Origin of the sequence: Klebsiella sp. CN_Kp088 (genome assembly GCF_040064335.1) — a bacterium.
Lineage (GTDB): Bacteria > Pseudomonadota > Gammaproteobacteria > Enterobacterales > Enterobacteriaceae > Klebsiella > Klebsiella aerogenes.
The window spans coordinates 111,634-129,211 of sequence record NZ_JBEAIQ010000021.1; the positions used below are offsets into that span (position 1 = coordinate 111,634).

The 17,578-nt window shown below is 55.4% G+C and carries 18 protein-coding genes; 7 read left to right on the forward strand and 11 right to left on the reverse strand.

Annotated elements, in window-relative coordinates:
• Window positions 1–4: 4 nt before the first annotated feature.
• The 5 genes from ruvA to aspS all read right to left on the reverse strand — a co-directional run bounded on the left by ruvA (window position 5) and on the right by aspS (window position 4,287).
• The gene (ruvA, locus tag ABLV08_RS11155) at window positions 5–616 is read right to left on the reverse strand and encodes a Holliday junction branch migration protein RuvA (protein ID WP_015365989.1); all 612 of its coding nucleotides are present in this window, start codon (window positions 614–616) and stop codon (window positions 5–7) included.
• An 81-nt stretch (window positions 617–697) separates the two neighbouring features.
• A complete protein-coding gene (ruvC, locus tag ABLV08_RS11160; RefSeq protein ID WP_015365988.1) occupies window positions 698–1,219 on the reverse strand; it encodes a crossover junction endodeoxyribonuclease RuvC in 522 nt (173 codons plus the stop codon).
• 45 nt (window positions 1,220–1,264) lie between these two features.
• The gene (locus tag ABLV08_RS11165) at window positions 1,265–2,005 is read right to left on the reverse strand and encodes a YebC/PmpR family DNA-binding transcriptional regulator (RefSeq protein WP_015365987.1); all 741 of its coding nucleotides are present in this window, start codon (window positions 2,003–2,005) and stop codon (window positions 1,265–1,267) included.
• A 49-nt stretch (window positions 2,006–2,054) separates the two neighbouring features.
• Window positions 2,055–2,498: a dihydroneopterin triphosphate diphosphatase gene (nudB, locus tag ABLV08_RS11170; RefSeq protein ID WP_015365986.1), complete on the reverse strand. Its 444-nt coding sequence runs from the start codon at window positions 2,496–2,498 to the stop codon at window positions 2,055–2,057.
• 1 nt (window position 2,499) lies between these two features.
• The gene (gene aspS, locus ABLV08_RS11175) at window positions 2,500–4,287 is read right to left on the reverse strand and encodes an aspartate--tRNA ligase (protein ID WP_020078458.1); all 1,788 of its coding nucleotides are present in this window, start codon (window positions 4,285–4,287) and stop codon (window positions 2,500–2,502) included.
• 266 nt (window positions 4,288–4,553) lie between these two features.
• On the opposite strand from aspS, the gene ABLV08_RS11180 reads away from it, so the two are divergent.
• Genes ABLV08_RS11180 through cmoB form a run of 5 tightly spaced genes read left to right on the forward strand, consistent with a single transcriptional unit; the run spans window position 4,554 to window position 8,180 of the window.
• Entirely contained in the window at window positions 4,554–5,120 is a 567-nt protein-coding gene (locus tag ABLV08_RS11180) for a hydrolase (RefSeq protein WP_015705959.1), read from the forward strand.
• Window positions 5,117–5,935 carry a DUF72 domain-containing protein gene (locus tag ABLV08_RS11185; RefSeq protein ID WP_015705960.1) on the forward strand — a complete coding sequence of 273 codons (819 nt, stop codon included), beginning with the start codon at window positions 5,117–5,119 and terminating at the stop codon, window positions 5,933–5,935. Before ABLV08_RS11180 ends, ABLV08_RS11185 begins: the two co-directional genes overlap by 4 nt.
• A gap of 53 nt (window positions 5,936–5,988) precedes the next feature.
• The gene (locus ABLV08_RS11190) at window positions 5,989–6,384 is read left to right on the forward strand and encodes an MAPEG family protein (RefSeq protein ID WP_015365982.1); all 396 of its coding nucleotides are present in this window, start codon (window positions 5,989–5,991) and stop codon (window positions 6,382–6,384) included.
• A gap of 39 nt (window positions 6,385–6,423) precedes the next feature.
• Window positions 6,424–7,167, forward strand: a complete 744-nt coding sequence (cmoA, locus tag ABLV08_RS11195; protein ID WP_015365981.1) for a carboxy-S-adenosyl-L-methionine synthase CmoA — start codon at window positions 6,424–6,426, stop codon at window positions 7,165–7,167.
• Window positions 7,164–8,180, forward strand: coding sequence for a tRNA 5-methoxyuridine(34)/uridine 5-oxyacetic acid(34) synthase CmoB (gene cmoB / locus ABLV08_RS11200; RefSeq protein ID WP_015365980.1), 1,017 nt, complete (start codon window positions 7,164–7,166; stop codon window positions 8,178–8,180). The genes cmoA and cmoB overlap by 4 nt, the downstream gene beginning before the upstream one ends.
• Before the next feature lie 128 nt (window positions 8,181–8,308).
• On the opposite strand, the gene cutC is transcribed toward cmoB, so the two are convergent.
• Both cutC and ABLV08_RS11210 read right to left on the reverse strand, forming a co-directional pair.
• Window positions 8,309–9,049: a copper homeostasis protein CutC gene (cutC, locus tag ABLV08_RS11205; RefSeq protein ID WP_015365979.1), complete on the reverse strand. Its 741-nt coding sequence runs from the start codon at window positions 9,047–9,049 to the stop codon at window positions 8,309–8,311.
• Window positions 9,050–9,128: 79 nt separating this feature from the next.
• Window positions 9,129–9,698: a VOC family protein gene (locus ABLV08_RS11210; RefSeq protein WP_348855844.1), complete on the reverse strand. Its 570-nt coding sequence runs from the start codon at window positions 9,696–9,698 to the stop codon at window positions 9,129–9,131.
• A 229-nt stretch (window positions 9,699–9,927) separates the two neighbouring features.
• Here ABLV08_RS11210 and argS point away from each other — a divergent pair, with 229 nt between their 5' ends.
• The gene (gene argS, locus ABLV08_RS11215; protein ID WP_015365977.1) at window positions 9,928–11,661 is read left to right on the forward strand and encodes an arginine--tRNA ligase; all 1,734 of its coding nucleotides are present in this window, start codon (window positions 9,928–9,930) and stop codon (window positions 11,659–11,661) included.
• A gap of 80 nt (window positions 11,662–11,741) precedes the next feature.
• On the opposite strand, the gene ABLV08_RS11220 is transcribed toward argS, so the two are convergent.
• Both ABLV08_RS11220 and ABLV08_RS11225 read right to left on the reverse strand, forming a co-directional pair.
• Window positions 11,742–12,881 (reverse strand): glycoside hydrolase family 105 protein, encoded by a 1,140-nt coding sequence (locus ABLV08_RS11220; protein ID WP_348855845.1) that lies wholly within the window; start codon window positions 12,879–12,881, stop codon window positions 11,742–11,744.
• 4 nt (window positions 12,882–12,885) lie between these two features.
• Window positions 12,886–14,469 (reverse strand): MFS transporter, encoded by a 1,584-nt coding sequence (locus ABLV08_RS11225; RefSeq protein ID WP_042893375.1) that lies wholly within the window; start codon window positions 14,467–14,469, stop codon window positions 12,886–12,888.
• Window positions 14,470–14,826: 357 nt separating this feature from the next.
• On the opposite strand from ABLV08_RS11225, the gene uspC reads away from it, so the two are divergent.
• Window positions 14,827–15,249, forward strand: a complete 423-nt coding sequence (uspC, locus tag ABLV08_RS11230) for a universal stress protein UspC (RefSeq protein WP_015705964.1) — start codon at window positions 14,827–14,829, stop codon at window positions 15,247–15,249.
• A gap of 28 nt (window positions 15,250–15,277) precedes the next feature.
• Here uspC and otsA read toward each other — a convergent pair whose 3' ends face one another.
• Together otsA and otsB are read right to left on the reverse strand one after the other, a co-directional pair.
• Window positions 15,278–16,693: an alpha,alpha-trehalose-phosphate synthase gene (otsA, locus tag ABLV08_RS11235; RefSeq protein WP_015365972.1), complete on the reverse strand. Its 1,416-nt coding sequence runs from the start codon at window positions 16,691–16,693 to the stop codon at window positions 15,278–15,280.
• Window positions 16,668–17,471 carry a trehalose-phosphatase gene (gene otsB / locus ABLV08_RS11240; protein WP_348855846.1) on the reverse strand — a complete coding sequence of 268 codons (804 nt, stop codon included), beginning with the start codon at window positions 17,469–17,471 and terminating at the stop codon, window positions 16,668–16,670. The genes otsA and otsB overlap by 26 nt, the downstream gene beginning before the upstream one ends.
• Between the last annotated feature and the right edge of the window lie 107 nt (window positions 17,472–17,578).

The following is a 17,578-nucleotide window of genomic DNA, read 5'->3' on the forward strand; positions in this document are numbered from 1 at the left end:
TACCTCACAACGCCGCGCGCAGCGCTTCGCGGATTAGCGTTTCACTGTTAGCATCCGGACGGGCGATTTTGCTCACCATCCGGCTGGCCTCTTGTGGTTTATAGCCCAGCGCCACCAGCGCGGCAACCGCTTCTTGCTCCGCGTCGTCGGCAGTTGGGCCGGCAGGCGTGGTCAGCACCAGATCGGCGGCCGGAGTAAACAGGTCGCCATGCAGGCCTTTGAAGCGATCTTTCATCTCGACGATTAAACGCTCGGCGGTTTTCTTGCCGATACCCGGCAGTTTCACCAGCGAGGCGACTTCTTCACGCTCAACGGCGTTCACAAACTGCTGCGCCGACATGCCGGAAAGGATAGCCAGCGCCAGCTTCGGCCCGACGCCGTTGGTTTTGATAAGCTCTTTAAACAGGGTGCGTTCCTGCTTGTTGTTAAAGCCGTACAGCAGCTGCGCGTCTTCGCGTACCACAAAATGGGTGAAGACGATGGCTTCCTGCCCGGCTTCCGGTAGCTCGTAGAAGCAGGTCATCGGCATATGGACTTCATAACCTACGCCCCCGGTTTCCAGTAATACCAGCGGGGGTTGCTTTTCGAGAATGATGCCTCTGAGTCTGCCTATCACGTAGCGCTCCTGAATAAAGGGCCGAAAGTTTAATGCGTTATCATAAAAAAAGGCTGGATGAATATCCAGCCTGATTTGTGATTATCGTAACCGCCCTCGCGCCAGATTGAGCCGGGTCTCGCTAATCTGAGCCAGGTTCTGACTAAGGTGGCAATGGGTGATGGCGATGGCCAGCGCATCCGCCGCATCCGCCTGCGGATTTGCCGGAAGTTTCAGCAAGGTACGCACCATATGCTGTACCTGGCTCTTTTCCGCGCTACCAATGCCGACGACGGTTTGCTTAACCTGGCGGGCGGCGTACTCAAAGACCGGCAGGTCCTGGTTCGTCGCCGCGACAATCGCCACTCCGCGCGCCTGCCCAAGCTTCAACGCCGAATCGGCATTTTTCGCCATAAAGACCTGCTCGATAGCGAAATAGTCGGGCTGGAACTGGGTAATAATTTCGGTGACGCCGGCGTAAATCAGCTTAAGCCGCGACGGCAGATCGTCTACTTTGGTGCGGATACATCCGCTGCCAAGGTAGCTCAACTGCCGTCCGACCTGGCGAATCACGCCATAACCGGTCACGCGTGACCCCGGGTCAATGCCGAGAATAATGGCCATCACGCGCCTCCAGTAATAACTCACCCGCAATACCGGCTACCGGCATCACAGCGTTGCGGCAACCTCATCAGAGATTTCGCCGTTATGATACACTTCCTGCACGTCGTCGCAGTCTTCCAGCATATCAATAAGGCGCAGCAGCTTCGGCGCGGTTTCCGCATCCATATCCGCTTTAGTCGACGGGATCATTGAGACTTCAGCAGCATCGGCTTTCAGGCCTGCGGCTTCCAGCGCATCACGTACCGCGCCCATCTCTTCCCAGGCGGTGTAAACGTCAATGGCGCCGTCATCATAGGTGACAACGTCTTCAGCACCCGCTTCCAGCGCAGCTTCCATGATGGTGTCTTCGTCGCCTTTCTCGAAGGAGATCACGCCTTTTTTGCTGAACAGATAGGCCACAGAACCGTCGGTTCCGAGGTTACCACCGGTTTTGGTAAAGGCATGGCGCACTTCGGCTACGGTACGGTTACGGTTGTCGCTCAGACATTCAACCATTACCGCGGTGCCGCCCGGGCCGTAACCTTCATAAATGATGGTTTCCATGTTCGCGTCTTCATCACCGCCGACGCCGCGCGCGATGGCGCGGTTCAGGGTGTCGCGAGTCATGTTGTTGGACAGCGCTTTATCTACCGCCGCGCGCAGACGCGGGTTGGATGCCGGATCGCCGCCGCCCAGACGCGCAGCGGTGACCAGCTCGCGAATGATTTTAGTAAAGATCTTACCGCGCTTGGCATCTTGCGCCGCTTTGCGGTGTTTGGTGTTGGCCCATTTACTATGACCTGCCATAAAAAACTCTCCAAAAAAGCCGTCTTTCCGCGGCAAACGCCGCGGGAAGTTACCCGGCGTTAATTACAAATTCTTCAATCGCCTGCCGGTTGCTCCACGATTTAGTTAGCGCGGCGGCATCCGACGCGCTAACCCAGCGGTAATCCAGATGTTCAGTGAAAACAATCTGGCGCTCATGGGGCAGCGCAAGACGGAACCAGAATTCCGTATTGCGCTCGACGCCCGGCGCATAGCGATGACGTAAGTGAGAAAATATCTCGAACTCCACCGTACGCTGACAGTCAATTAAGGCCAGTTGCTCGCGAGCAACGTCAATGGCGACCTCTTCCTTTACTTCGCGCGCGGCGGCCTGCAACGCGGTTTCCCCCTCTTCCAGGCTGCCGGTAACCGACTGCCAGAAAGCGGGATCGTCGCGTCGCTGCAACATCAGCACCCGCTTCGTATCTTCGGCGTAAATCACCACCAGAACGGAGACGGGCAGCTTGAATGACATCTTAGTTGTTCTCCGGAGACTCTTTTGCCTCTTTCGCCACAACCTGAATCCCCAGTTCGCCTAACGCGGCAGGATTCGCGAAGCTCGGCGCTTCGGTCATCAGGCACGCGGCAGCCGTGGTTTTCGGGAAGGCGATAACGTCACGGATGTTATCGGTACCGGTCAGCAGCATGGTCAGGCGATCGAGGCCAAACGCCAGGCCGGCGTGCGGCGGGGTACCGTATTTCAGCGCATCCAGCAGGAAGCCGAATTTTTCACGCTGTTCTTGTTCGTTAATGCCCAGAATACCAAACACGGTTTGCTGCATTTCACCGCTGTGGATACGCACCGAACCACCACCGACTTCGTAGCCATTGATGACCATGTCGTAGGCGTTAGCCACAGCGTCTTCCGGCGCGGCTTTCAGCTCAGCGGCGGTCATATCTTTCGGCGAGGTGAACGGGTGGTGCATCGCGGTCAGGCCGCCTTCACCGTCGTCTTCGAACATTGGGAAGTCGATAACCCACAGCGGCGCCCATTTGGTCTCGTCGGTGAGATTCAGGTCTTTGCCCAGCTTCAGACGCAGCGCGCCGAGGGCATCAGCAACCACTTTCTTGTTGTCAGCGCCGAAGAAGATCATGTCGCCGTCCTGCGCGCCGGTGCGCTCAAGGATAGCTTCCACGATTTCGGCGTTGAGGAATTTCGCCACCGGGCTATTGATGCCTTCAAGGCCCTTCGCACGCTCGGTTACTTTAATATAGGCCAACCCTTTCGCACCGTAGATCTGCACGAATTTGCCGTATTCATCAATCTGTTTACGGGTCAGCGCCGCACCGCCCGGTACGCGTAAGGCAGCAACGCGGCCTTTGGCGTCGTTAGCCGGGCCAGAGAAGACGGCGAATTCTACTGCTTTCACCAGATCGGCTACGTCTACCAGTTCCATCGGGTTACGCAGGTCCGGTTTATCGGAACCGTAACGACGCTCCGCTTCGGCAAAGGTCATCACCGGGAATTGACCGAGGTCTACGCCCTTCACGTCCTGCCACAGCTTACGTACCAGATCTTCCATCACTTCACGCACCTGCGGCGCGGTCATGAACGAGGTTTCAACATCAATCTGGGTAAATTCAGGCTGACGGTCGGCACGCAGGTCTTCGTCGCGGAAGCATTTGACTATCTGATAGTAACGATCGAAGCCGGACATCATCAGTAGCTGTTTGAACAGCTGCGGAGACTGCGGCAACGCGTAGAATTTACCTTTATGTACGCGCGACGGCACCAGATAGTCACGCGCGCCTTCCGGCGTAGCTTTGGTCAGCATCGGGGTTTCGATATCGAGGAACCCGTGATCGTCCATGAAGCGGCGCACGAAGCTGGTGATTTTGGCGCGGGTTTTCAGGCGCTGAGCCATTTCCGGACGACGCAGGTCCAGATAGCGGTATTTCAGGCGCGCTTCTTCGGTGTTGACGTGGTTGGAGTCCAGCGGCAGCGCTTCCGCGCGGTTGATGATGGTCAGGTCAGACGCCAGCACTTCGATTTCGCCGGTGGCCATCTCGCGGTTGACGTTACGCTCTTCGCGCGCGCGCACGGTACCGGTGATTTGGATGCAGAACTCATTACGCAGTTCGGAAGCCAGTTTTAATGCATCCGCACGATCCGGATCGAAAAACACCTGCACGATGCCTTCACGGTCGCGCATATCGATGAAGATAAGGCTACCGAGATCACGACGACGGTTGACCCAACCACACAGGGTCACTTGCTGCCCCACGTGGGACTGACGTAGCTGTCCGCAATATTCTGTACGCATGAGATATCCCTTAACTTAGCCGCAGGCGGATGTTGCCTGCCTTGCAGGCGACGAGGTCGCAGCTTTGCTGAATGTCACTACTGAATGAAAAAAGGCGGCTATTATACTGGAAATTCTGTCTGACGATAAGCCCGACGCAGTTTGTACGCTGCTTTGCTGCGCGCTTATTGCTTGTGCTCACATAAATTAACAAAATTTGTTACCCTTGAGCTGAATTAGCAACGGTATTGTAGCGGCCTGACAACAGAACAAGATACGGGGATACCATGTTAGAACTCAATGCGAAAAAGACCGCGCTGGTCATTATTGACCTGCAAGAAGGCATTTTACCTTTTGCCGGCGGTCCGCACCGCGCCGACGAGGTGGTGACGCGCGCGGCAAAGCTGGCTGAAAAATGTCGTCAACAGGGTTCGCCCGTCATCATGGTTCGAGTGGGCTGGTCCGCCGATTTCGCCGAAGCGTTAAAACAGCCGGTAGATGCCCAGACTGGCGCCGTAAAATTACCTGAAAACTGGTGGGTCTATCCGCCGGCGCTCGGCAAACAGGATAGCGATATCGAAGTCACGAAACGCCAGTGGGGCGCGTTCTACGGCACCGATCTTGAACTGCAGCTTCGCCGCCGTGGTATCGACACCATTATTCTGTGCGGCATCTCCACCAATATCGGCGTGGAATCCACCGCCCGCAATGCCTGGGAATTGGGTTTCAGTCTGGTCATCGCCGAGGATGCATGCAGCGCCGCCTCCGCCGAACAGCATCAGGGCAGTATGACCCATATCTTCCCGCGCATCGCCCGCGTGCGCAGCACTGAGGACATTCTCGCCGCCTTATGATTTATATCGGGCTCCCGCAATGGTCGCACCCTAAATGGGTGCGCCTTGGCATCACCGGCCTTGAAGAGTATGCCCGCCATTTTAACTGCGTGGAGGGTAATACCACCCTGTATGCCTTACCAAAGGCCGAGATAGTCGATCGCTGGTTTCAACAAACTCACGATGATTTTCGGTTCTGTTTCAAATTCCCGGCCACGATTTCGCATCAGGCGGCGCTGCGCGACTGCGACGACTTAAGCCACGAATTTTTTACTCGTCTGGCGCCGCTGGAATCGCGCATCGGCCAGTACTGGCTTCAGTTGCCCGCCACCTTCGGCCCGCGCGACCTCCCTGCCCTGTGGCAGTTTCTCGATACGCTACCGAAAAACTTCACCTACGGCGTTGAAGTTCGCCATCCTGAGTTTTTCGCCAAAGGCGATGCTGAACAACAGCTTAATCGTGGCTTGCACCAGCGCAACGCCAACCGCGTGATCCTCGATAGCCGCCCGGTACATAGCGCCGTCGCGCGCAACCCGGCGATGATTGACGCGCAAAAAAAGAAACCCAAAGTTCCGGTTCACGCGGTCATGACCGCGGAGCAGCCGATGGTGCGTTTTATCGGCAGCGACGATATGGCGCAGAATCGCGAATTATTTCGCGTCTGGTTACAGACGCTGCCAAAGTGGCATCAGTCAGCCACGCCATGGCTGTTTCTACATACCCCGGATATCGCCCAGGCGCCTGAACTGGTGGATACGCTATGGGAAGATTTACGTGCGGTGCTGCCGGGCGTCGGCGCCGCGCCGTCAATTCCGCAGCAATCCTCGCTTTTCTGATATCCTGCTATGATAGTCGGAGCCACCTGACATAATTAAAGGGAGTTTTGGGTATGGTCAGCGCGCTGTATGCGGTTTTGGGTGCGTTATTGTTAATCAAGTTTTCCTTCGACGTGGTACGTCTGCGCATGCAGTATCGCGTCGGCTATGGCGACGGTGGTTTTAGTGAACTACAGGTCGCTATTCGCGTTCATGGCAATGCGGTGGAATACGTCCCCATTGGGCTCATTCTGCTGTTGTTCATGGAAATGAACGGCGCGCTAACCTGGATGGTGCACGTTTGCGGTATTTTGCTGATTGCCGGACGCCTGATGCACTCGTACGGTTTCCATCATCGCCTGTTCCGCTGGCGGCGTTCCGGAATGAGCGCCACCTGGTGCTCGCTGTTGCTGATGGTGCTGGCTAACCTGTGGTATATGCCCTGGGAGTTGGTTTTCTCCCTGCGTTAGCGCACAATACGCCGTTTTCGTTTTTTCGGGTTTAACGTTATGTCTCACCGCGACACGCTTTTTTCCGCGCCGATCGCCAGTCTCGGCGACTGGACCTTTGATGAACGGGTAGCCGAAGTCTTCCCGGATATGATCCAGCGCTCTGTTCCTGGTTACTCCAATATTATTTCGATGATCGGCATGCTGGCTGAGCGTTTTGTTCAGCCAAACACTCAGGTTTACGATCTCGGCTGCTCGCTCGGCGCCGCGACGCTTTCCGTGCGTCGCAATATCGCGCATCCGGGATGCAAAATTATCGCCATTGATAACTCCCCGGCGATGGTAGAACGCTGCCGTCGTCATATTGATGCCTATAAAGCGCCGACGCCGGTTGAGGTTATTGAGGGCGATATTCGCCATATCGCCATTGAAAATGCCTCCATGGTCGTGCTGAACTTCACTATTCAGTTCCTCGAGCCGAGCGAACGTCAGGCGATCCTGGATAAAGTCTATCAAGGGCTCAATCCGGGCGGCGCGCTGGTGCTTTCCGAAAAATTCAGCTTTGAAGATGCCAACGTCGGCGAACTGCTGTTTAACATGCACCATGACTTCAAACGCGCCAATGGCTATAGCGAACTGGAAATCAGCCAGAAGCGCAGCATGCTGGAAAACGTCATGCTGACGGATTCAGTGGAAACCCACAAAGCACGACTGCGCCAGGCGGGGTTTGAACATGCCGAACTGTGGTTCCAGTGCTTTAATTTTGGTTCATTGGTGGCGGTTAAATCCGAGGAACGGGCATGATCGACTTCAGTAATTTTTATCAGTTGATCGCGAAAGGACCGCTCTCCCACTGGCTGGAAACGCTGCCCGCTCAGGTCGCGGCCTGGCAACGCGAAGCGCTGCACGGCAAGTTTCGCGAATGGGAACGCGCCGTTGAGTTTCTGCCCGAGCTGGCGCCCTGGCGTCTCGATCTATTGCATAGCGTCACGGCGGAAAGCGAAACGCCACTCAGCGAAGGCCACCAGCTGCGAATTGAGAATCTGCTGCGAAACCTGATGCCGTGGCGTAAAGGCCCTTATTCGCTGTATGGCATTAATATCGATACCGAATGGCGTTCCGACCTGAAATGGGAACGCGTGCTGCCGCATCTTTCCGATCTCACCGGTCGTACTATCCTCGATGTCGGCTGCGGCAGTGGTTATCACATGTGGCGGATGATTGGCGCCGGCGCGCATCTGGCGGTCGGTATCGACCCAACGCAGCTGTTCTTATGCCAGTTTGAAGCGGTACGCAAACTCATCGGCAACGATCAGCGCGCGCACCTGCTGCCGCTAGGCATCGAACAACTGCCGGCGCTGGAAGCCTTTGATACCGTCTTTTCGATGGGTGTGCTCTATCACCGCCGTTCCCCGCTGGATCATCTGTGGCAGCTCAAAGATCAGTTAGCCCCCGGCGGCGAGCTGGTACTGGAGACGCTGGTCATTGAAGGTGATGAGAACACCGTGCTGGTGCCCGGCGACCGCTACGCGCAAATGCGTAACGTTTATTTCATTCCTTCCGCCGCCGCGCTAAAACAGTGGCTGGAGAAGTGCGGATTCATCGATGTGCGCATTGTTGATACCTGCGTCACCACCAGCGAAGAGCAGCGCCGCACCGAATGGATGACGACGGAATCACTCGCCGACTTCCTCGATCCACATGACAGCAGCAAAACGCTGGAAGGTTATCCCGCGCCGCTGCGCGCGGTGATCGTCGCCACTAAACCAGAGACGCAGCAGTCACTGGCGAAAAAAGCAGCCGCGGCCAGAGCGTAATTGACCTCGAGCGACTACTGACGCTCGCGGGATAAAAAAAGGCCCCTGTTGAAATTGCAGGGGCCTGGTACGGGCAATCATCATATTGGGCGACATGATGTGCAGCAAAAAACGGTTAGCTTCGCGGGCTAATCCCGCGCGGCTGAAATAATTTGTTTCATTTCCGCCACCGCCTCGCCGTTAACGGCATAGCGGCAATATTCATCGGCATCTGCGTCGGTGGACATCGATAACCCCGGATTACGAAAGCGCATCGGCGATGGCAACCACTGCCCCGCTGAGCTATGCACCTCTTTGAGGCCTGCCTGCAGAAACTTTTGCAGATTGGCAGCCCGCACTCCCGCTCCGGCCATAATGATTGGAGTATCGCCCAGCGCAATTAGTTCCATAATTTTTGCAAGACCTTGCTCCGCCGTTGGCCGTTGTCCAGAAGTGAGGATACGCGCAACCCCCAGTTCAGCAAGCGAATGCCATGCCTGACGCGGGTCGGCGCACATATCAAAGGCCCGGTGGAAGGTCACCGCCAGCGGCCCCGCCGCCGCCATAATTTTTTGCATGCGGGGGATATCCACCTGGCCGTCAGCATCGAGTACGCCGATCACCAGACCAGCAAAACCCAGATCTCTGACCGTCGCTACATCATCCAGCATGGCGGCAAACTCGCCGTCGGTGTAACAAAAATCGCCGCCGCGCGGACGGATAATCGGATGAACCGGAATCGAGATATTGTTTCGCACCGAACGCAGCACGCCCAACGACGGCGTTAACCCGCCCTCCTGCGGCGCGGCGCAAAGTTCAATGCGATCGGCGCCGCAACGCTGCGCCTCCAGCGCGCATTCCATGCTATAGCAGCAAACTTCCAGTAACATCGATTCCTTCTCCATTTTCATCACGGGCAACACAGCATGTCACGATTTTTCCCCGCAGACGCCGCGCGGCTTCACACTGTTAAGTATCGGATCGCTCGCTGGCGACGATTTGCTCGATCGACCAGGGGTGGAATTTAATGGTCACTTTGCCGTCCGTGACCGCCAGCGTCGGGTTCGGCAAACGTTCACGCTCCCCTTTCGGCGAACTGGTTTTCACGAAAATCCCCGGCTGGCTGAGTCCATCATCGGAAAGCGAGGCCAGGGCGCGAGCGTTGAGGGTTTCCGGGTCACCCGGCAGAACGATTTCGATATGTTCCCAGCCTTCGTGCGGGTAACGTTTTTCACCCGGCCAGGGCAACTCCACAACCGTAAAGCGCCAGTGGGCGACACAGATAGGTTCGGCAAGCTTAAATAAGCAAATGGGGCGGCCATTAATGATATTTTCCGATAGTAACGTGCCGCAACGCTCCAGCCCCTGCCGCCAGCGCTCCGCCGTCGTATTTTGATGACAACGCAGCGAAATATGGTCGGCGTCCAGCGGCGCAAGCTCCAATCCCAACCGTTCGGCCAGCGCTTGCAGCGCATCGCTAAAACGCGGTAAATCCGCCGAAATATCATTCAGTTCATCAATTTGCTGCCAGTTCGCCATCTTGCGCCTCGGTGATCGCTAAAAAGGCTAATTTATCCTGTTTCGCCGCCCCGACCAACCGTCAATCCGCGCGCCGAAACAACGAATGGTTATTGATTAAGCGTGCTGCCCGGCAACTTGCGTGTGGTGCTGACGACGGGGCGCAAATGCAGTATACTCCCGCCTTAATTTGTCCATGTTCCGGCGCCGCCCCACAGGGGTTCTCGCGCCTTAAAAGTAAGGTATTCCGGTGAATATTCAGGCTCTTCTCTCAGAAAAAGTCAGCCAGGCCCTGATCGCGGCAGGCGCGCCTGCCGATTGCGAACCTCAGGTCCGCCAGTCAGCAAAAGTTCAGTTCGGCGACTATCAGGCCAATGGCGTGATGGCGGTGGCCAAAAAACTGGGCATGGCGCCGCGACAACTTGCAGAGCAGGTACTGTCTCATCTCGATCTGAACGGCATTGCCAATAAAGTCGAAATCGCCGGACCGGGCTTTATCAATATTTTCCTCGATCCAGCCTTCCTGGCGGACAACGTCAATCTCGCGCTTCAGTCCGAGCGCCTGGGCGTGGCGAAACCACAGCCGCAGACCATCGTTGTTGACTACTCCGCGCCGAACGTGGCGAAAGAGATGCACGTCGGCCATCTGCGTTCAACCATCATCGGCGATGCCTCGGTGCGTACTCTGGAATTCCTCGGCCATCGCGTTATCCGCGCCAACCACGTCGGTGACTGGGGTACCCAGTTCGGGATGCTGATCGCTTATCTGGAAAAGCAGCAGCAGGAAAACGCCGGCGAAATGGCGCTGGCCGACCTCGAAGGTTTCTACCGCGAAGCGAAAAAACACTATGACGAAGACGAAGCGTTCGCCGAGCGCGCGCGTAGCTACGTGGTTAAGCTGCAGGGCGGCGACGAGTACTTCCTGCAGATGTGGCGCAAACTGGTCGACATCACCATGTCGCAAAACCAGATCACCTACGATCGCCTGAATGTCACCCTGACCCGCGATGATGTGATGGGTGAAAGCCTGTACAACCCGATGCTGCCTGGGATCGTTGCCGATCTTAAAGCAAAAGGCATGGCCGTCGAGAGCGAAGGCGCGACCGTGGTCTTCCTTGATGAATACAAAAACAAAGAAGGCGAACCGATGGGCGTCATCATCCAGAAAAAGGATGGCGGCTACCTCTACACGACTACCGATATCGCCTGCGCAAAATACCGTTATGAAACGCTGCATGCCGACCGTGTGCTCTACTACATCGACTCTCGTCAGCATCAGCATCTGATGCAGGCATGGACTATCGTCCGTAAAGCCGGCTATGTACCGGAATCCGTACCGCTGGAACATCACATGTTCGGCATGATGCTCGGTAAAGACGGTAAACCGTTCAAAACACGCGCCGGCGGTACCGTCAAACTGGCCGATCTGCTGGACGAAGCGCTGGAGCGCGCACGCCGCCTGGTGGCTGAGAAGAACCCGGATATGCCGGCCGATGAGCTGGAAAAACTGGCCAATGCGGTGGGTATCGGCGCGGTGAAATATGCCGATCTGTCGAAAAACCGCACTACCGATTACATTTTCGACTGGGACAACATGCTGGCGTTCGAAGGTAATACCGCGCCTTACATGCAGTATGCCTATACCCGTGTGCTGTCGGTGTTCCGTAAAGCCGGTATCGACGAAAGCGCGCTGGCTGCCGCGCCGGTAGTTATTAGTGAAGATCGCGAAGCGCAGTTGGCTGCCCGCCTGCTGCAGTTCGAAGAAACGCTGGCCGTCGTCGCCCGTGAAGGTACTCCGCACGTAATGTGCGCCTACCTGTACGATCTGGCCGGTCTGTTCTCTGGTTTCTACGAACACTGCCCGATCCTCAGCGCCGAAAGCGAAGAGGCCCGTAATAGCCGCCTGAAACTGGCGCTGCTGACGGCGAAGACGCTGAAGTTGGGCCTCGATACTCTGGGTATTGAGACCGTAGAGCGGATGTAAAAAACAAACCCGGTGAAAGCCGGGTTTGTTTTATTAGTCGCCCCGGTACGCGCAACGCGGCCGGGGAATCTATGCCGCTATCAGAAATATTTGCGCAGATACTCCGTCAGACAAAGAATCGCCATCGCCTGGCCGTACGGCATAGAGGTGAGCGGAATTTGCCGGTAAAAATCGAGATCGGAGCCCATCCCGGTACCAAACGAGGTTTGCAGCAGTTCCCCCTCTGGTGAAATATTTCGCACAATCCCGCGTATCGCCTTTTCGGCAACCTCGATGTACTCCGCCCCGACATAACGCTTACGTATCGCTTTCAGGATGCCGTAAGCGAAGCCCGCCGTCGCCGACGCTTCAAGATAGGAATGCGGATCGTCGAGCAGGGTATGCCAGAGCCCACTCTCATCCTGACATTTCGCTAACGCGGCAATTTGCGCATTCAGTACCTGTAGCAGATAGCGGCGCACCGCACTCCCCTCTGGCAAATCCACCAGCTCAAGGAAGTCAGGGATCACGATAGTGAGCCAGCTGTTACCCCGTGCCCAGCGCGCACGCGCAAAGTTGTGCCGACCGTCGTAATTCCAGCCGTGGAACCACAGGCCTGTCTCTTTGTCCATCAGGTTCTGTACATGCAGCAAGAACTGATAGGTTGCTTCTTCAATGTATTGCGGACGATTTAGTAATTTACCGATTTTGGCTAGCGGCAGCACCGTCATCATTAGCGTGTCATCCCACATCTGCTGATGGTTCTCTTCCGCCAGGGTAATGTGCTGCATGCCTCCCTGCTCGGTGCGCGGCATCTCATGCATCGCCCACTCGGCCCAGCTATCGAGCCACGGTAGATACTCCTGGCGCCCGGTCTCTTCATAGCGATAAGCCAGCGTCAGAAACGGCGCCATGGTATTAACGTTTTTGGTGGTTGCACCTTCGGCGAAGCGATCGGCGAACCAGCCGTCAATGATATCGCGCATCGCGGTATCGCCGGTTTGTTGATAATACTGGTAGATGCCGTACAGCCCAACGCCGTGGGTCCACTCCCAACCGGCCCAACCTTTGGTATCGATGACTCGCCCATCGTCCAGCCGCAGTAAAAACTGCCCGTTGTCATCCTTAATATTCACCAGGTTTTGCGTCACATTACGGATCAATGCCTGCAGCTCACTGCGAGCGATAAAGCGCTCAGGCTGACGCAGTAATGGGCTATGTTTGACCGGCCAAACTTTCATGTTCTTAACCTCTGGTATATGTCGAATTCAAAGTGCCGCCCTGATTCAGCGCCGGGGCGGCAGGTTTATTGCGATTCAGGTAGCCAATGTTGTTATTACCCCACAGGCAGTCGTAAGGCATCCCCGCCAGCAGCTCAACCACCGCGCGGTTTTCGGCAGTCGTCTGCTCGGGCTGTGCGTAACCGATATCACGCATCACCATCGTCTCGGCGCGGAGCACGCTGTGCGTATGCAGATTGAGTTTAAAGCGCAGGGAGACCAGGAAGCCGCAGGCCAGCACCACCAACGTACCGACGCTAAGGATCAACAGAATGGTATGACTGACGCCTGCCGGCTGAATTTTTTGCCCGGAGACAAAGCCCGATAGTTGCATGATAATGCCAACCAGCATCACCGCCCCCGCCTGCGACGCTTTGCGGGTCAGCGTCATAATACCGGCGAAAATGCCCTCCCGACGCTGGCCGGTAATGACTTCGTCGACATCGGCAATATAGGTGTAAGTATTCCACGGCACGTAGTTAATGCCGCCGCGTCCCAGACCCGCGATAGCGGAAATGAGCAGTAATAATGAATAGACGTCGCTTAGCCCCGCGTAATAGAGCACCGCATAAGAGAGAGAGCTCAAACCAAACAGCACCACTACCATGCGATATGAAGGCGCCGGGCCAAAGCGAATGCAGAGCGGGATCATGGCGATAACCGCGATGAACTGGAAGATAGCCATCGTGCCGAGTAAGTTAGAGGCGACAGAAGCGTCCTGCATCAGCACAAAGACCACGTAATAGGTAAACACGGCGTTGAACACGTCCTGAGCGATATAACCGCCCAGATACATACCAAGATGTTGGCGGAAGATTTTAATTCGCAGCGTAGAGCTGAGCTCAATAAACAGGCGATTAAGACTCTGCGCGAGCGTTAAGTTGCGCTTTTCTTCTTCCGCGCGTAACGCTGCTTCAGACCACGCTTCCCGCGGACGTTCCCAGGTGAAAAACCAGACGAAGGTCAGCATTAGCGCGCACAGGACCGAAAAGACCAGGCTCGCGTAAAAAAATGAGCTGGCGTTATCTTTACCCAGTTGGGTGAGCAGGATCCCCGGTAAAAACGAGGCTAATATCGCCGACATTTGCGCCATGGAAATGCGCGCGCCGGAAAATTTGGTCTTCTGTTTGAAATCATCGGTCATCTCCGGCACCAGCGTCTCGTAGGGCACCAGAATCATGGTATAGACAATATCAAACAGCAGATAAGTTGCGAGGTAGTACCAGAACCCCATATCGCCTACCCACATCATTGAGTAGCTAAAAACGCAGGGAATACCGAGCAAAATAAAAAATTTGCGTCTGCCGAACCGCTTACCCAGCCAGGTAGAGCCAAAGTTATCGGTTAAGAAGCCCATCAGCGGGCTGACGACCGCGTCGAGCACGCGCGCGGTGGCGAAAATGAGCGTCGCCTCAATGGGCGATAGCCCGCAGAAGGTGGTGTAAAAATAGAGTAGCCATGCTGCGGTCAGCGCGGTGGTTCCCGCGCCGAGAAAATCGCCGGAACCATAGGCGAGATAATTAGCCAAACCGATTTTTCGTGTTTTCATCGCCGTAAATCCTGTCTCTTTTTATTAGATAACTTCGGTCTTACCACGGGCTATACCGAAGTTTTGCGGATACATGGCTACAGTAAGATCATGAAAACCGGCTTACCTTTGCGTTTTTGCCAGTACCAATAATTCAGTGGCAAAAAAACAAAGGGGCGGGCAACATGCATCACCGATTTATAAAACAGCGTTTCTTTTAAAGCAAAAGAGAGAATCATTTTTGCGAGTCGGCTGCCAGAATCTGATACCACATGGTCGGAGAAAGGCGTTTTTAACCGCGCGAATAACCCTTGTGGAAAAATGGAATTAGGAGTAAAGAAGGAAGAAAGGTCCCGTTGTGTATCTCAAGGAGGCTAGATGCCCTACTCTCATCTGTTAGTCGCCGTCGCCCCAACGCCGGAAAGCCGCATGTTGGTCAATAAAGCGGTGTCTATCGCACGTCCGTCCAATGCGCAGGTCAGCCTGATCACGCTGGCGACAGATCCGGAAATGTATAATCAGTTCGCCGCGCCGATGATGGAAAATTTGCGAGAGATAATGCAGGAGGAGACCCGTAGTTTTCTTAATGAACTCGCCGCCCAGGCGGACTACCCTATCAGCAAAATGACCATCGCCAGCGGCGAACTTTGCCACCACGTGAAGGATTTTTGCCTTCAGCATCACGTCGACCTGGTCATCTGCGGCAACCATAACCAGAGCCTGTTTTCCCGCGCTACCTGTTCAGCGAAGAATATCGTCGGCAGCAGCGGCGTCGATGTTCTGTTGGTATCCCTGGAATAAGCTGATGCCGAAGCATCAGCCGTTTTGACTACGCGGAGGGAGTAACTACGGTTGGCTGCTGGCAGCTATCTTCAGGCGACTTTACCCGCTTTAGATCGGCAACGAACTGCGCCTGCCAGTTATCAATATCATTACTCTCGATCGCCTTGAGCATTTTGCCATGGCGAATAATTCGCTCGGCAAGCGGCATCGTTAGCGCGCGATCCAGCGCCGCCGCCACTTCATCGCGATCGTAGGGGTTGACGATGAGCGCGGAAGTCAGTTCATTCGCCGCGCCAGCGAACTGCGATAGCACCAACACCCCAGGGTTCTCAGGGTCCTGCGCGGCGACAAACTCCTTGGCCACGAGGTTCATGCCATCGCGCAGCGGTGTGACCAGGCCCACGTCGGAATAACGAAATACCTTCATGAGCAGTTTGCGATCGAAGTGCTGATTCAGGTAATACAGCGGCGTCCATCCCAATTGGCCATAGTGGCCGTTGATGCGTCCCGCGGCGGTTTCCAGTTGGTGGCGGATATCCTGATAAGCCTGTACATCACCCCGCGAAGTGGGCGCTATCTGGGTATAGCGAATTTTCCCACGATGCTGGGGGTAGTTTTCCAGCAGCGCTTCGTAAGCCTGAAAACGCTCCGGCAGCCCCTTGGAGTAATCCAGGCGCTCAACGGAAAAAATATTCTTCACCCCTTTCAGTTCAGCTTTCAACTGAGCCAGCTTCGGCGGCAGCGGCCCGCTGGCGCTGCGCGCGACTTCCTGAGGTTCGATGCTTATTGGATAGACCGCAGTACGGAACGTCTTACCCCAGGCACGGTATTGCTGGTGACCCACTTCGCACAAGGTAGTTTGTTGGGCGACGCAATCAACAAACGCCTGCCGGTCGTTTTCGGTTTGAAAGCCCAAAAGGTCATAATCACACAGCTGCTCAAGTAGTTCGGCATGCGGGGGCAACGCATTGAATATTTCAGGCGTTGGAAACGGAATATGTAAGAAGAAACCAATGCGGTTCTTCACACCGTTTTTGCGTAATTCGCTGGCAAATGGCAACAGATGATAATCATGAACCCATACCATATCGTCATCGGCTAGCAGCGGCAGCAGCTTTTGCGCCACGGCGGCGTTAACCCGCAGATACCCCTCCCACGCCGGACGCTGAAAATTGACTAAGTCGAGACGATAGTGAAATGCGGGCCATAGCACCGCATTGGAAAACTGATTGTAGTAGAGCTCGTGATCTTCTTCGCTAAGGTTGAATGAGGCCCACGAAATATCCCCTTTACTCACCTTCTTCAACGGCTGGCTATCATCACCGATTTCCCCACTCCAACCAAACCACGTGCCGCCGCTCGCTTTCAGCGCACCTAAAATACCCACCGCCAGGCCGCCTGCGCTGGCCTTTTTATCATTTGGCGTTGCAATACGGTTAGATACTACGACTAAACGACTCATGGTCATCCCTCCCGTTAGTGAATACATCCAGGCTTTGCATATTGCCGACAACATGGCGTAACCACTGATGTACGGCGGCAACATTCGCCAGCCGCCAGCGCGCCTGTGTGTCGCCTTGTCCAACTTTAATCGATACTCCGCCTAATTGATTAACCATAGTAAAACCCGCCTCATCAGTCAGGTCATCGCCGATAAATACCGGCTTTCGTCCCGCAAAAGGCGCTTCCCGCATAAACGCGGCGATTGCTTCACCTTTGTTAATGCCACGTGGTTTGATCTCAACGACACACTTCCCTTGCTGAATGGCCAGAATCGGATAACGCTGCACGATATCCTGCGCCAGCGCCAGGATGGCGCTCTGGTGTTGTGGTGCCTGACGGTAATGCAGCGCAAAAGCGATGCCTTTATCCTCCAGTTCACTGCCAGGCAGCGCCTGTAGCGCCGAAGTTAATGCTTCGCCGATCTCACGGCTCAATGCCGGCGGCAGTGATACATCGTGCCTTTTTCCATTGATATCGCGGCGTTCAGCCCCGTGGACGCCGGCAAGCGGCAGTCGCCAGTGACGGGTTAGTTCATCAAGCTCTGTTAGTGAGCGCCCTGAAATCAATGCCACAGCATCATGTTGTCGCTGTGCCAGTAATCGCAACATCTGAAGGACGTCTTCGGGGATAACAACCTGATCGGGATGAGGTTTGATATCGGCAAGCGTGCCGTCAAGATCCAGAAAAAATGCGTGGTTTCCGGTTAGCTCAGGCGGTACAGATATCTGGTCAGCCACCCTGTGTTCCTCCTTATCATGGCCAGCATTACGCTGGTTGTTAACTAATTGTTAGCCATGTAAGTATAGACAGTGTGACCAGCCTCGCCATTTTTGATAGTCACCGC